The sequence below is a fragment of the Streptomyces pratensis genome (genome assembly GCF_016804005.1).
Taxonomy (GTDB): domain Bacteria; phylum Actinomycetota; class Actinomycetes; order Streptomycetales; family Streptomycetaceae; genus Streptomyces; species Streptomyces pratensis_A.
This window is the reverse complement of the sequence record NZ_CP051486.1, coordinates 5,096,708-5,111,071: the sequence shown is the minus strand read 5'-3', so window position 1 is coordinate 5,111,071 and position 14,364 is coordinate 5,096,708. Positions and strand designations below refer to the sequence as shown.

At 71.8% G+C, this 14,364-nt stretch carries 11 protein-coding genes; 4 read left to right on the top strand and 7 right to left on the bottom strand.

What is annotated here, in order from left to right; genetic code table 11:
* Positions 1-52 precede the first annotated feature (52 nt).
* Complete coding sequence (locus HED23_RS20750) at positions 53-547, top strand: hypothetical protein (protein WP_238442059.1); 495 nt, start codon at positions 53-55, stop codon at positions 545-547.
* A 156-nt stretch (positions 548-703) separates the two neighbouring features.
* On the opposite strand, the gene HED23_RS20745 is transcribed toward HED23_RS20750, so the two are convergent.
* Positions 704-1,336 carry a TetR/AcrR family transcriptional regulator gene (locus HED23_RS20745; RefSeq protein WP_203184898.1) on the bottom strand — a complete coding sequence of 211 codons (633 nt, stop codon included), beginning with the start codon at positions 1,334-1,336 and terminating at the stop codon, positions 704-706.
* A gap of 83 nt (positions 1,337-1,419) precedes the next feature.
* On the opposite strand from HED23_RS20745, the gene HED23_RS20740 reads away from it, so the two are divergent.
* Together HED23_RS20740 and HED23_RS20735 are read left to right on the top strand one after the other, a co-directional pair.
* Positions 1,420-2,631 carry an FAD-dependent monooxygenase gene (locus HED23_RS20740; RefSeq protein WP_203184897.1) on the top strand — a complete coding sequence of 404 codons (1,212 nt, stop codon included), beginning with the start codon at positions 1,420-1,422 and terminating at the stop codon, positions 2,629-2,631.
* Between the two features lie 34 nt (positions 2,632-2,665).
* A complete protein-coding gene (locus HED23_RS20735; RefSeq protein WP_203184896.1) occupies positions 2,666-3,571 on the top strand; it encodes a Gfo/Idh/MocA family protein in 906 nt (301 codons plus the stop codon).
* Here the strand turns inward: HED23_RS20735 and lnt are convergent.
* From lnt to HED23_RS20720, 3 genes are all read right to left on the bottom strand, one after another.
* Positions 3,495-5,123 (bottom strand): apolipoprotein N-acyltransferase, encoded by a 1,629-nt coding sequence (gene lnt, locus HED23_RS20730; RefSeq protein ID WP_203184895.1) that lies wholly within the window; start codon positions 5,121-5,123, stop codon positions 3,495-3,497. The genes HED23_RS20735 and lnt overlap by 77 nt on opposite strands.
* Before the next feature lie 109 nt (positions 5,124-5,232).
* Complete coding sequence (locus tag HED23_RS20725; RefSeq protein ID WP_203184894.1) at positions 5,233-5,703, bottom strand: nuclear transport factor 2 family protein; 471 nt, start codon at positions 5,701-5,703, stop codon at positions 5,233-5,235.
* A gap of 137 nt (positions 5,704-5,840) precedes the next feature.
* A complete protein-coding gene (locus tag HED23_RS20720; RefSeq protein WP_203184893.1) occupies positions 5,841-6,704 on the bottom strand; it encodes a universal stress protein in 864 nt (287 codons plus the stop codon).
* 218 nt (positions 6,705-6,922) lie between these two features.
* Between HED23_RS20720 and HED23_RS20715 the strand changes: the two genes are divergently transcribed.
* A complete protein-coding gene (locus HED23_RS20715) occupies positions 6,923-11,125 on the top strand; it encodes a bifunctional nitrate reductase/sulfite reductase flavoprotein subunit alpha (protein ID WP_203184892.1) in 4,203 nt (1,400 codons plus the stop codon).
* 2 nt (positions 11,126-11,127) lie between these two features.
* On the opposite strand, the gene HED23_RS20710 is transcribed toward HED23_RS20715, so the two are convergent.
* The 3 genes from HED23_RS20710 to HED23_RS20700 form a co-directional block, all read right to left on the bottom strand.
* Positions 11,128-11,916, bottom strand: a complete 789-nt coding sequence (locus HED23_RS20710) for an SGNH/GDSL hydrolase family protein (RefSeq protein ID WP_203184891.1) — start codon at positions 11,914-11,916, stop codon at positions 11,128-11,130.
* Between the two features lie 166 nt (positions 11,917-12,082).
* Positions 12,083-12,955 carry an undecaprenyl-diphosphate phosphatase gene (locus HED23_RS20705; protein ID WP_033301159.1) on the bottom strand — a complete coding sequence of 291 codons (873 nt, stop codon included), beginning with the start codon at positions 12,953-12,955 and terminating at the stop codon, positions 12,083-12,085.
* Between the two features lie 171 nt (positions 12,956-13,126).
* A complete protein-coding gene (locus HED23_RS20700; protein WP_203184890.1) occupies positions 13,127-13,873 on the bottom strand; it encodes a TVP38/TMEM64 family protein in 747 nt (248 codons plus the stop codon).
* Positions 13,874-14,364 lie beyond the last annotated feature (491 nt).

The window sequence follows — 14,364 nt, the reverse complement described above, 5'->3', positions numbered from 1 at the left end:
AGCGTCTGAACGACCGGAACAGGCCGGGCGGTGAAGTGGGGAGAGCTCTGTAGTGGAGCAGCGGGAAATGCCGGGGGACGTCGTCATGACCAAGATCGGCCAGGCGATCATGCTGCTCCACGCAGGGGACAGGGAAGAGGCCCGCAATCGGTTCGGGATCATCTGGTCGGAGATCGGTGAGCGCGGTGAGGCCCTGCACCGGTGCACCCTCGCCCACTACATGGCCGACACCCAGGACGATCCCGGGGACGAGCTGGCCTGGGACCTCCGGGCATTGACGGCCGCGGAGGGCCCGGCCGGAGAGGTGGCCGCGGGCCCGGACGCGGGGCACCGGGACACGACCGCCGTGCGGGCCCTCGTCCCCTCGCTCCATCTCAATCTGGCGGAGGACTATCTGAAGCTGCAGCGCTTCGAGGCCGCGCGGATCCACCTCGACCGGGCCTGGGAGGCGGTCGGGGTGCTGGAGGACGACGGATACGGCGGAGGGGTCCGTGCCGCCCTGGGACGCATGGAGCAGCGCCTCCAGGGGAGCGCGCCCGGGGAATGAGGCGGGCGTGCGGGCCGGCCCGGCCTGAGTGGCGCGTGGTGGTCCAGCCGCCCCGCCGGCCTCTGCCGTTCGGCCGCGTCCGTCGCGTGAGCGGACCGGTCCTGTGTCGTCATGCGGATCACCTCGCGCGGCGACGGCCGGCGGTGCCATCGCTCATCAGGCTGACGCGCCGAGCATCCCCCGCAGCAGCTCGGTGCAGCTCGCGCGCAGCTCGTCCTCGGTCGGCACGGCCCGGTGGTAGGACCCCACGGCGCACGCGAACATCATCCCCTCCGTCCAGGCCACGACCGACAGCGCGTGGCGCTCCGGATCGGCCGACCCCGCAGCGGCCATCACGGCCACCAGCGGGTCGCGGAACCGCCCGCCCGCGTCGTCGTAGAACGTCCGGAGGCCGGGGCGCCGGGTGGCCTCCAGGGCCAGTTCGTAGCGGCAGACGAGGAGCTCGGTGCTGCCGGTCAGATACCTGTGCAACGCGTGGGCCAGCCCTTCGGCGACCTGGGCCGGGTCACTGCTGGTGAGCAGATCCCCGGGCGCGAGCACCTGCGCCTCCAGCTCGGCCAGCCGGCGCACGGTGGTTTCCAGCAGGGCCTGCCGGGTCCTGGCGTGGTTGGACGTCGAGCCCTGAGGGAGTCCCGCCCGCTCGTCCACCGCCCGGTGGGTGAGGCCCCTCATGCCGCGCTCGGCGAGAAGGGCGAGCGCGGCGTCGGCGATCAGGTCGGCGCGCGAGCGGGCGGCGGGCCGGGTGGTACCTGGAGCGGCGGGGCGTGCGGGCGTGGGGCGAGTGGGCATGTAGCCAATCTACCGCTCTCACTACACCTGTAGTAGCGTGGAGCCCGGTTACTACAGGTGTAGTTCCGAGGGGAGGCTCAGTCATGGCGACATCCCGAGCAGTGGTCATCGGCAGCGGGATCGGCGGGCTCACGGCCGCCGCGGCGCTGCACACGAGCGGCTGGCAGGTCACCGTGCTCGAACGCGCCGCGTCGCTGGAACCCATCGGCGCGGCCATCAGCCTCGCCCCCAACTCCCAGCGTGCTCTCGACGTCATCGGGCTCGGCGACGAGGTCAGGTCCCTCGCCGCCTGGCAGGGCGACGGGGGCATGCGTACACCGTCCGGGCGCTGGCTCGCCCGGACGGACAGCGCCGCCGCGGCCGAGCGGTTCGGCGGACCGCTCGTGCTGCTGCACCGGTCCGCGCTGATCGACCTGCTCCGGGCCCGGATCCCCGAGTCCGCCGTGCACACCGCCAGGGAGGCGCGGCTCGTCGAGCCGGGCCGCGCCGACGGACCCCGGGCGGTGGTCAGGACACCCACCGGAGACATCGAGGCCGATCTGGTGGTCGGCGCCGACGGCATCGGCTCGGCGGTACGCACCGCGCTCTTCCCGGACCATCCCGGACCCGCGTACAGCGGCTTCACGACCTGGCGGGTCATCTCCCCGGGAACCGGCCGCACCTTCAGCTCGCACGAGACCTGGGGCCGGGGCGCGTTGTGGGGCAGCCACCCGCTGAAGGACGGAGGGATCTACGCCTACGCCGCAGCGGCCGTCCCGGCGGGCGCCCGGGCCTCCGACGACGAGAAGGCGGAGCTGCTCCGAAGGTACGGCGACTGGCACGACCCGATCCCCGGCATCATCGCCTCCGTCGAGCCGGACCAGGTGCTGCGCCACGACGTGTACGAGCTGGCGGATCCGCTGCCGTCCTTCCACCGGGGCCGCGCCGTGCTCGTCGGGGACTCCGCACACGCCATGGTGCCCTTTCTGGGCCAGGGCGGTAACCAGGCCATCGAGGACGCCGTGGTGCTCGCTCACCACGTCGCACCGGACGGTGACCTCGGAGCGGGGCTGGCCTCCTACAGTGCGGCGCGGCACCCCCGCACCACCGCGATGGTCCGCAAGGCGGCGCAGGTCTCCCGGATGACCGGGCTGACCAGCGCGCCGGCCGTCGCCCTCCGGAACGGGCTGATGTCCGCCGTCTCCCGTCTCGGCCCCGGCCTTGTCCTGCGGACCTTCGACGGCATCTGCGACTGGCAGCCGCCGCAGCGCACGTATGCTGCCGGGACCAGGGAGGGGCGGAGGACGCGACCGTGACAAGGCCCTGGACGGAAGCGACAGGGAGAAGCTCGTGAAGGTCGGCTGCATCGGACTCGGCGACATCGCGCAGAAGGCGTACCTGCCGGTACTGACGACCCTTCCCGGCGTCGAACTGCATCTGCAGACCCGCACCCCGGCCACGCTGGCGGCCGTCGCCGGAGCCCATCGGATCCCCGGCGCGCGGTGTCACGAGGATCTCGGCTCGCTCCTGTCCCAGGGACTGGACGCCGCCTTCGTGCACGCGCCGACCGCCGCCCACGCCGAGATCGTGGGACAGCTGCTCGAAGCGGGAGTCCCCACCTACGTCGACAAACCACTGGCGTACGAACTCGAGGAGTCCGAGCGGCTCGTGGCCCTCGCCGAGGAGCGCGGCGTCACTCTCGCGGTCGGCTTCAACCGCAGGCTCGCCCCGTCCTACGCGCAATGTGCCGAGCACCCGCGCGAGCTGATCCTCATGCAGAAGAACAGGGTGGGGCTGCCCGAGGACCCGCGCACCATGGTGCTGGACGACTTCATCCACGTCGTCGACACCCTGCGCTTCCTGGTCCCCGGCCCCGTGTCGAACGTCGTCGTGCGGGCGCGGATCAACGAGGGACTCATGCACCACGTGGTGCTCCAGCTGTCCGGCGACGGATTCACCGCCATCGGCATGATGAACCGGCTCAACGGATCCACCGAGGAGATCCTGGAGGTCTCGGGGCAGGACACCAAGCGACAGGTCCTCAACCTCGCGGACGTCATCGACCACAAGGGCCAGCCGACGCTGCGGCGGCGCGGTGACTGGGTGCCCGTCGCCCGACAGCGCGGCATCGAGCAGAGTGTGCTGGCCTTCCTGGACGCGGTCCGGGCCGGGGAGGTCCTCAGCGCCCTGGACGCTCTGGAGACCCACCGGCTGTGCGAGCGGGTCCTTCAGGACGCGTCGGAGCAGGCGTCCTGAAGGACCGCAGGCCCGTCACTCCGAAGAAGACGGCCAGTACCGCCAGCGCGCCGTACACGGGCCACGCGCCGAGTCGTACGTAGGGAGTGGTGCCCCGGGCGAGCGGTACGTCGTACACGGTGGCCGCGCTCGCGTCCGTACCGAGCGGAGTTCCCACCCGCTCGCCCCGCGGGCCGTACACCGCGCTGACGCCCGTGAGCGTGGCGTGCACCATCGGGCGGCCGGTCTCGGCCGCCCGCAGGGCCCCGAGCGAGGCGTGCTGCTCGGGGGCCCAGCTGTGCTGGAAGGTCGAGGTGGACGACTGGGCGACCAACAGCTCGGCCCCGTCCTTCGTCAGCTGCCGGCTCATGTCGGGGAACGCCGATTCGAAGCACACCAGCGGGCCCACCCGCAGTCCGTCGGGCAGGTCCATCACCACGGGGCCGCTGCCGCGCAGACGGTCCTCGCCCGCGGCCTTGCCCACCGAGGTCGCCCAGCCGAGCAACGCCCGGGCCGGGACGTACTCACCGAACGGCACCAGGCGCATCTTGTCGTAGCGGTCCCCGGTGGGGCCGTCCGGGCCCACCAGCACCGCGGACTTGTAGATTCCGGTACGGCCGGGGCCGTCCGTGCGCCGGGCGTCCATGTTGACCAGCACATCGGCTCCGACGAGACGCGACAGGGCGGCGACGCGCTCAGCCGTCCCCGGGCTCCGGGACAGGTCGACACCCACACTGCTCTCGCCCCACACGACCAGATCCACGTCGCGGCCCGCCAGGCCACGGGTCAGCGCCTCACTGCGCGCGAAGCGGCGTTCGACACTGTTCGGGCCGTCGACCACACCCGGCTGCACGACGGCGATCCTGACCGAGCCCGTCTCCTCCGGCCGCGGCGCCCACACGGCGGTCGCACCCACGCCGACGGCCCCCACGACGATGCACGCGCCCGCCGCTCTGCGGCCCGTCGGCACGGCGAGCAGCAGAGTCACCACGGTGTTCACCGCCACGACGCCCAGACTGACCAGCCATACGCCCCCCACGGAGGCGGTGCGCAGGGCGAGCGGTACGTCCCACTGGCTGGCGCCCAGCAGACCCCAAGGGCCGCCCAGTCCTTCCCACGAGCGGACCAGTTCGATCATCAGCCACCCTGAGGGCACCACCGCCACAGCCGCCACGGAGCGCCGGACCGACGGCGAGCCGCCGAGCAGCCGGTCCACGAGCAGGCCCCAGGGAGCCCACAGCAGCCCCAGCAGGGCTGCGAGCACCACGATGAACACATGGAGGCTCGGCATCAGCCAGTGGTGGACGGCGATCATGAAACCCGTACCGCCCAGCCAGCCGTCGACCGCCGCACGACGCGCCGTGCCCGCCGAGCGGATCAGCAGCAGCCAGGGCACCAGCGCGACGTAGGCGAACCACGAAAGCGAGGGTGCGGGGAACGCCAGGGCGGGCAGAGCGCCCGCGCACAGCGCCGCGCCACCGCGCCCGGTACGGGAACCCAGCAGCCGCTCGTGCGGCCGTGCGCCGCCCTCGCGTGCTCGCCCGGCCGGAAGCCGCCCGCCCCGCATCGGCATGCATCTCCCTCTCGCCCGTTCCGCTCCTGATCCCAGTGTGGTGCAGAAGATCAGCAGCGCACAGGGGGCATGCCGCGACCACCGGGGCGGGTGCCCCGCCGGCCGCGGATCAGCCGGCGGCGGCCCCGGGCGCGTACCGCCATCTCTGATGCGCATTGACGGTCAGGATCCGCCAGCCCGGTTCCGTACGCCGCAGCTCGAAGACGTACCGGCCGCCGGTGACCACGGCCGGAGGCGTCTCCCCGTCCCAGGGCCCCGGTCCCGCCGGACTGAGGTAGTCGGCCCGCACCTGCGCCCGGTCACCCGGGTAACCGCCCAGATCCTCGAGGTCCAGTCGGCGGTTGACGATCAGATGCTGCCGGGCCGGACAGCGCGGCAGACTCTCCGCGAGCCACCGCCCGGCCTCGGCCGCAGGGCCCGCGGGCCGGCCCGCGCCCCGGTAGTCGGCGTGCCCGTCCGGCGTGAACAGGGCGGCGTAGTCGTCCCAGGCACCGTCGCTCACCGCCACGGCGTAGTCGGTGATCACTGCGTCGATGGAGAGCCGGTCCATCACCGTCGCGAGAGCCACGCGCTGTGTCATCGCCCCAGCATCGGTCAGCGCGAGCGGCACGCCAAGGGCCGTGCACGGCGGGGTACCGGGACCGCGCACGGCCTGCGGTCAGGAGCAGGCGAAAGGCACCGTACGGGCGGCCCACGGTCAGGACCGGGGCCCCGCCGTCAGCTGGGGACGACGGCCACCGGGCCGAGGGCGTGCGTCACCGTCGTCTGCGCCACGGGGGAGAGGCCGAGCCCGAGAGACTCGCCGCCCTTGCGCCGCCCGACCACGGTCAGCGCCGCGGTGGCCGAGGCCGTGACCAAGGTGCGTGACGCCGAGCCCCGGACGGGTTCGCGCACGACGTCCACCTGCGGGTACTTGTCGCGGTGCCCCGCTGTGAGCTCGGCGAGGGCGCGCTCGGCCGATTCCGCCGCTGCCTCGCTGTTGAACACGGGACCGCCGGAGAGCATCGACGAGAACATCGTCCACCCGTGCACGAGCCGCAGCCGTGAGCCGGGGCGTGAGACGGCGGCTTCGAAGGCGAAATCGAGTACGGCTCCGCTGCTCTCGTCGGCGGCGACCCCCGCGACGATGTCGGGGAAGCTGTCCGAGGGCTCCTCCTCGCTCTCGTCCGTCCGGCCGGTGTGGACGACCACGACCGGACACCGCGCCATCGAGGCGGTCGCCAGGCTGTTGGATCCGATCATCAGCGAGCGGAATCCGCCGAGACCGCGGGAGCCGACGACCACCATCGACGCGTCACGGCTGAGCGAGGTCAGCGCCGCCGAAGGGAAGTCCAGCGGAGCGAGTGTCGAGGCCGGCAGCTCGGGGGCGAGCCGGGACGTCCGCACCAGGGCCTGCGCGAGCAGTTCCTCGGCATCCCTCAGCCCCTTCTCCTCCTCCGTGCGCCGGGTGCGGGGCCGGACATTCACGATCAGCAGCGGCAGACCGCTGCGCACCGCTTCCTCGGCGGCCCAGTCGAGGGCCTCCCAGCTGTGCGCGGAACCGTCCACCGCGGCGATCACGGGAAGGGCGTCGGCGGTCATGCAGGCCTCCAAAAGGGCGGCGGGGAACTCCCGGGCCGGGGCCGGACAGCCCTGGATCGTAATTATGACCGATCATTCACCGGAGGCCCGGCGGGCCTCACCGGCGTACCCGGCCGACTGTGCAGCGGACGTAACCACGCTTGATCGTCCGGCGTGACACCCGGGAAACGGACGTTTCGTACTGTCGCGGTGTCAGCGTTCCCCATGAAAGGCCGTCCATGACCGTGCCGAAGCCGCAGCCGGACACTCCCGCCCAGGTGCGGACGGTCTGCTCGTACTGCGGTGTCGGCTGCGGGATGGTCCTCGACATCGGCCGGGGCCCCGACGGCCGGCGCACCGTCCTGAAGGCCACGGGCGACAAGGCACACCCGGCGAACGGCGGGCGGCTCTGCACGAAGGGGGCGACCAGTGCGGAGATGCTGGCCGCCCCGGGCCGGCTGACGACGGCCCTGGTCCGGGCGGAACGCAGCGAGGAGCCGGTGCCGCTGTCCATGGAGGAAGCAGTCTTGGAGACGGCGCGGCGGCTGTGCGCGATCGTCGACGAACACGGGCCCGACGCGCTCGCCCTCTACGTCTCCGGGCAGATGACGCTGGAGGCGCAGTACCTCGCGAACAAGCTGGCAAAGGGCTTCGTCCGCACGAGCTGGATCGAGTCGAACTCCCGGCTCTGCATGGCCAGTGCGGGCAGCGGCTACAAGCTGTCCCTGGGCGCCGACGGCCCGCCCGGCTCGTACGAGGACTTCGAGCACGCCGACACCTTCTTCGTCATCGGCTCGAACATGGCGGACTGCCACCCCATCCTCTTCCTCCGTCTCATGGAGCGGGTGAAGGCCGGCGCGAAGCTGATCGTCGTCGACCCCCGGCGCAACGCCACGGCCGACAAGGCCGATCTGTTCCTGCAGATCCGCCCCGGCACCGACCTGGCGCTGCTCAACGGCCTGATGCACCTCCTCGTCGAGAACGGCCACACCGACCCGGAGTTCATCGCTGAGCACACCGAGGGCTGGGAGGCGATGCCGGGCTTCCTGCGGGACTGCACGCCGGCCTCGGTCGCGGAGACCACCGGCGTCCCGGAGGCGGACATCCGCCTGGCCGCCCGCTGGATCGGTGAGGCGGGCGAGTGGATGAGCTGCTGGACCATGGGCCTCAACCAGAGCACCCACGGCACCTGGAACACCAACGCCCTGATCAATCTGCACCTGGCCACCGGAGCCATCTGCCGGCCCGGCAGCGGGCCCTTCTCGCTCACCGGTCAGCCCAACGCCATGGGCGGCCGTGAGATGGGCTACATGGGGCCCGGTCTGCCCGGCCAGCGCGTCCTGCAGTCGGACCAGGACCGAGCGCACGCCGAGCAGTTGTGGGGCCTCGCCGCCGGGACCCTGCGCACGGACGCGGCGGGCATCGGGACCGTCGACATGTTCCGGCGCATGTCGGAAGGCGAGATCAAGGCGTGCTGGATCATCTGCACCAATCCGGTGGCGTCCGTGGCCAACCGCCGCACCGTCATCGAGGGCCTCGAAGCGGCGGAGTTCGTCGTCACCCAGGACGTGTTCGCCGACACCGAGACCAACGCGTACGCCGATGTCGCCCTGCCCGCCGCGCTGTGGGGCGAGGCGGAAGGCGTCATGATCAACTCGGAGCGGAACCTCACGCTCGGCAGACAGGCCGCCGACCCGCCGGGGGACGCCTGGCCGGACTGGCGGATCATCGCGCGGATCGCCTGCGAGATGGGGTACGAGGAGGCCTTCGGCTACAGCAGCGCCGAGGAGATCTTCGAGGAGATCAAGCAGGCCCACAACCCGAGGACCGGTTACGACCTGCGCGGAATCACCTACGAACGGCTGCGCCGGACGCCTGTCCAGTGGCCCAGCGCAGCCCCGGACGGCCCCGACCGCAACCCGGTCCGCTACCTCAACGACGGCGTCAGCCAGACCCTGGCCGTACGCCCCGACGGGAGCGTGCCCCGGCTGTCCTTCCCCACGGCGAGCGGCCGGGCGGTGTTCTTCGCCCGCCCGCACATGCCCGCGGCCGAGATGCCCGACGACGACTTCCCGTTCGTGCTCAACACGGGCCGCCTGCAGCACCAGTGGCACACCCTGACGAAGACCGGGAAGATCGCCAAACTCAACAGGCTGAACCCCGGCCCCTTCGTCGAGATCAACCCGGAGGACGCGGCGGCCCTCTCGATCGAGGAGGGCGACTCCGTCGAGGTCGCCTCCCGGCGGGGCAGGGCCGTGCTGCCGGCTGTCGTGACCGACCGCGTGCGGCCCGGGAACTGCTTCGCGCCGTTCCACTGGAACGATCTCTTCGGTGAGTACCTCAGCGTGAACGCGGTCACCAACGACGCCGTGGACCCGGTGTCCCTGCAGCCCGAGTTCAAGGTCTGCGCCGTGACGCTGGTGAAGGTCGCCGCCGTCGCCCCCGCGGTCGTGCCGGCACCCGCCGACGCCTCCGTCCCGGAGTTCCCGGCCGCTCCCGTCGCCGCTCTCGCCGGGATGTTCGGGATCGCGGACACAGCCCCGCCCGTGCTGGCCGAACATGAACGCCGCTACCTCGCCGGATTCCTCGCGGGGCTCGGTCCGCAGCCCGCGGGCACCCCCGTACTGCCCGCGCACGCACCGTTCGAACCCGACCACGCCCTGTGGGTCAACGGAGTGCTGGCCGGCATGTTCTCCCGGGCGCCCGGCCACGCGCCCCGGGCCCCGGAGCCGGCCGGGACCGCGCCGGCAACCGACACCGTGCCCGGCAGGCAGGTCGTGGTCCTGTGGGCGTCGCAGACCGGCAACGCCGAGGAGGTCGCCGCGGCAGCGGCCCAGCGGCTCACCGCCGAAGGGCGTACGGCGACCCTTCTCGGGATGGACGACAGCCCTCTGGAGAGCCTCCCGCGCACCGCCGATCTGCTGGTCGTCACCAGCACGTTCGGTGACGGCGACGCCCCGGACAACGGTTCCGGATTCTGGGAGTCGCTCAACGCCCCCGACACACCCCGGCTGGATGGCGTGCGCTACGCCGTGCTCGCCCTCGGGGACTCCTCGTACGACGACTTCTGCGGGCACGGCAGACGGCTCGACGAACGCTTCGGCGAACTGGGCGCCGTACGGCTCGTCCCCCGTACGGACTGCGAACCGGACTACGAGGAGCCGGCAGGGCAGTGGCTGGAGGAGGTGTTCGCCGCACTGGGCGCCCCTTCCGTCCCCGACGCGCCCGCAGCCCCCCTGGGCCCGCCCGCCCCTGCCGTCTCCGTCGTCACGCCTGCCACTGCCGTCTCCGTCGTCACGCCCGCCCCTTCGATCCCGGCCCGCGCCACCAGGACGGCGACGGGGCGGCTCGTGGGCAACAAACTGCTCAGCCTTCCCGGCGCCACCAAGGAAGTGCGCCAGTTCACCTTCGACACGCAGGACAGCCCCGTACCGCTCACCTACGAGGCCGGTGACGCGCTGGGGGTGGAAGCGCTGAACTGCCAGGAACTCGTGGCGGAATGGCTCGCCGTCACCGGGCTGGACCCCGCCGGACAGGTCGACGTGCCAGGTGTCGGCTCCGTGCCACTGGGCGAAGCCCTCCACCGCCACCTGGACATAGCCCGGATCACTCCCGGCCTGCTGCGCCTGGTCGCCGACCGCACCCATGACCGCACCCTCAAGAAGCTCCTGCGCCCGGACAACAAGGGTGAACTCGCGCAGTGGACCTGGGGCCGGCAGGCCGTCGACGTCGTCGCCGAACATTCCGCCCGCGCCACCGCGGACGAGTGGGCCGGCGCCCTCACACGTCTCCGGCCCAGGCTCTACTCCATATCCTCCAGCCCGCTCACCGCCCCCGGTCTCGTACAGCTCACCGTGTCCGTCGTCCGCTACGAGAACCGGCACGGTGCCGTCCGCAAGGGCGTGGCCTCCACCTTCCTCGCCGACGCGGAAGCGGGCAGCCCCGTCCCCGTCTTCGTCCAGCGCGCCCCGCACTTCCGTCCGCCGGCCGATCCGGCCACCCGCATGGTGATGGTCGGCCCCGGCACCGGAGTCGCCCCGTTCGTCGGCTTCCTGGACGAACGGCGCGCTCTCGGCCACCGGGCCGACAACTGGCTGTTCTTCGGCGAGCAGCGCAGGGCCACCGATTTCTACTACCGGCAGGAGCTCGACTCCCTGTACCGCGAGGGCACCCTGACCCGGCTGGACACCGCCTTCTCCCGCGACCAGCGGGCCAAGATCTACGTCCAGGACAGGATGCGCGAGCACGGCGCCCAGCTGTGGTCGTGGCTCCAGGAGGGTGCCCACTTCTACGTCTGCGGCGACGCCTCCCGGATGGCGAAGGACGTGGACCGGGCACTGCGGGACATCGCCGTGGCCCACGGAGGGCTCCAGGAGGACGCCGCCGCCGCGTACGTCAAGCAGCTCGCCGCCGACAAGCGGTACGTGCGCGACGTGTACTGAGCTCAGTTCCCCGGCACGGCGGCGCTGAAAGCCGGGAGGTATGCGGACTCGTGACCCTCGGCCGTCGGGTGGACGTTGGTGCTGCTGATCCACGCGTCACTCGTGCAGATCTCGTGACCGGCGAAGGCAGGCCGGCCGTCCGCGAAGGCGAAACCGGCCGCTTGGGCACGGTCCGCGATGGTCTCGTTGAGCAGGTCCGAGCCTTCGTTGATCGCCGAGCGCTTGGCAGAGCTCAGCCCGCCCAGGCAGATGCCGCCCTCCTTGTAGAGGTGCGGGTAGCCGATGATCACGACCTCGGCGTGCGGTGCGCGGGCGCGGACGGTCGCGTAGAGGCTGTCCAGCTCGTCCGGCAGCTCGTTCACGACGTACTCCCCGGCCGTCGCCAGGGCCCGCTCACAGGCCGACTGGGTGGAGTACTGACAGCTGAGCATGGTCGAGGCGAACCCGGAGTCGTTGCCACCGATGCTCAGACTGACCAGGGTCGTGTCCTCGTCCAGTCCGTCCACCTGATCACCGAGGACGTCGGGGATCTTCGCACCCCCGCAGGCCGCGAAGGTGAACGAGGCCGGGTCGTTGGCGGCGGCCCAGAGCGCGGGGTAGGCGTTGCGGCTCCGCGTGCACGCCACATCGGAGTAGCTCCCGGCCCCGGTTCCGGAGGCGTACGAATCGCCCAGGGCGACGTAGTGCACGCCGGCCGCGGCGGCTGCCGTCGAGGAGGCGGAGGCCGGGACGGCGACGGAGGCGAGCGCGACGGCCAGCAGCGCGGCGCCGGCTGAACGGGGCAGGGGCATGGGGATCTCCGTGGTGTGGGAGCGAAGGCGGTCGGTGCACGTCCGCCGTATGACACCGGCGGACGTGACCACGCCCAACTTCCCGCCCCCGTGCCCGCGCGTCATCGGTGAAATGACCGACTCCCGGACCGGCGCGGTCCGGGAGTCAGGGCGGAGGATCCTTCTCTCAGCCGGCGGACTCGCCCGCGTCCGGGCTCAGCACGCCCGCACCGACCAGGACGAAGATGACGATGCCGAGGATCACCCGGTAGATGACGAACGGCATGAAGCTCTTGGTGGTGATGAACTTCATGAACCACGCGATGACCGCGTACCCGATCACGAACGCGACGATCGTGGCGAAGACGGTGGGCCCCCAGGAGACGGGGCCTTCCCCGGCGTCCTTGAGCGTGAACAGGCCGGAGGCCAGGACGGCGGGCACCGCCAGGAGGAAGGAGTAGCGGGCCGCGGCCTCGCGGGTGTACCCCATGAGCAGACCGCCGCTGATGGTGGCGCCCGAGCGGGAGACGCCCGGAACCAGAGCCATGGCCTGGCAGAAGCCGAAGATCAGACCGTCCTTGACGCCCAGTTCCTTGAGCGACTTGCGCTCCTTGACGGCGCGGTGCTTGCCGCCCGCCTCGTCACGGGCCGCGAGACGGTCGGCGATCCCCAGGACGATACCCATGCCGATCAGGGTGGTCGCGATCAGGCGCAGGTCGCGGAACGGGCCTTCGATCTGGTCCTTGAACGCGACGCCGAGCACACCGATGGGGAGGGAGCCGATGATGACCAGCCAGCCCATCTTGGCGTCGTGGTCGCTGCGCATCGAGGCGTCGGTCAGCGACCTGAACCACGCGGAGAGGATCCTGCCGATGTCCTTGCGGAAGTAGATGAGGACCGCGGCCTCCGTGCCGATCTGCGTGATGGCGGTGAACGCCGCACCGGGGTCCTGCCAGCCCGCGAACGCCGCGGTCAGCCGCAGGTGCGCGCTGGAGGAGATCGGCAGGAACTCGGTCAGTCCCTGCACGATGCCCAGGACGAATGATTCGAACCAGCTCATGGGGCTTCGGCCATCCCGGAGGTACTCATGCAACGGCCGACGGACGCGAAGGCCGTCGGCGGCGTGCGGATGCGGTCAGAAAAGGGGACGGGACGCCACGGCCCCGGACATCCTCTGTCGGTTGCGCGCAGCGTATCGCCTACAGGTGAACAGACTTCCGCCTGCCCCTGACTACGCCCTGCCGTCCGCGTCCGGTGACGACGCGCCCTCCGTCACGCCCAGCCTGTGCCGCCTGCGCCACGCCACGAGCGCCGCGCCCGCGCCGGACAGCACGATGAAGCCCATGGCGGCGAGGAACACGGGCGACGTCGGCGACGAGGCCGTACTGCCGGCGATGACGTACGCCGCTGTGTTCGGGATCGAACCGAGACCGGTGGCCAGCAGGAACGGCGGGTAGCCCATGCGGGAGGTCGCCGCGCAGTAGTTGGCAGCGGCGAACGGCACACCGGGGAAGAGCCGCAGCGCCAGCATCGACCTGAACCCGTGACGGCTCAGCAGCCCGTCGGCCGCCTTCAGGTACTTGCCGCGCAACAGCGTCCGGAGCGCGTCCTGACCCAGCACCCTGCCGAGCAGGAACGAGACACCGGCACCGAGAACGGTCCCCGCGAGCGCCGCCGCGAGACCGGCCTGTGCTCCGAACAGAGCACCGGCGGCAAGGTTGAGGAGCGGGCGCGGCACGAAGGCCACCGTGCACACGCCGTACGCGAGCCCGAACAGCATCGCGGCGGCGGAACCCGTGAGTTGCGGTGGCCAGCCGGAGGCCAGCAGCCGCTGTGGTTCGAACATCAGCATGGTGACGCCGGCGGCCAGCAGGACCGCCACGAGCAGGGAGAACCGGGACCAGGGGGAGAGCAGCGCCCTCGTACAGCGCACTGCGAGGCCACCGGAGGGCCGTGTTGCGGGGACGGGGTCGAACATCTGGGGAGCGTAACCGAAACCGCTGTGTGATCGTCGTAATGCGCGGGCGGGGGGTGACGAGTCCTTCATCACGTACCTGTGCCGGCTCGAGCCGTGCGTCCGGGGCCAGTTGCCCCGGACGAAAGCGGCCGGGGAGCTTGCCTGCCGGTCCCGGGTCAGTCCCCGCGCAGCCCCGGATGCCCACCGACGTGACGAGGGCGCAGTCGAAGTGGACGAGTGCGAACAGAGGCGGTCGCCGGACGGGTCGGGGGTTCACCGGTACTCCTCGTCGGCTCGGGACGTCCCTGCCGGCCGTCGCGGCCAGGGTGACTGCTGCGGCCCGAGGGCGCGAGACCGTCCGGATCCCGGGTGCGCGGCCACAGCATCACCCGCGCGAAAACCATTCGACGCCGTACCGCCGCTGCGCCATGATCAGGGGCATGGTCCGGTACGCCTTCCTCGCAGCGCAGTCCGCAGTCGCGGACGCGCCGAAGGCTGCCGTGAGCCCTGCG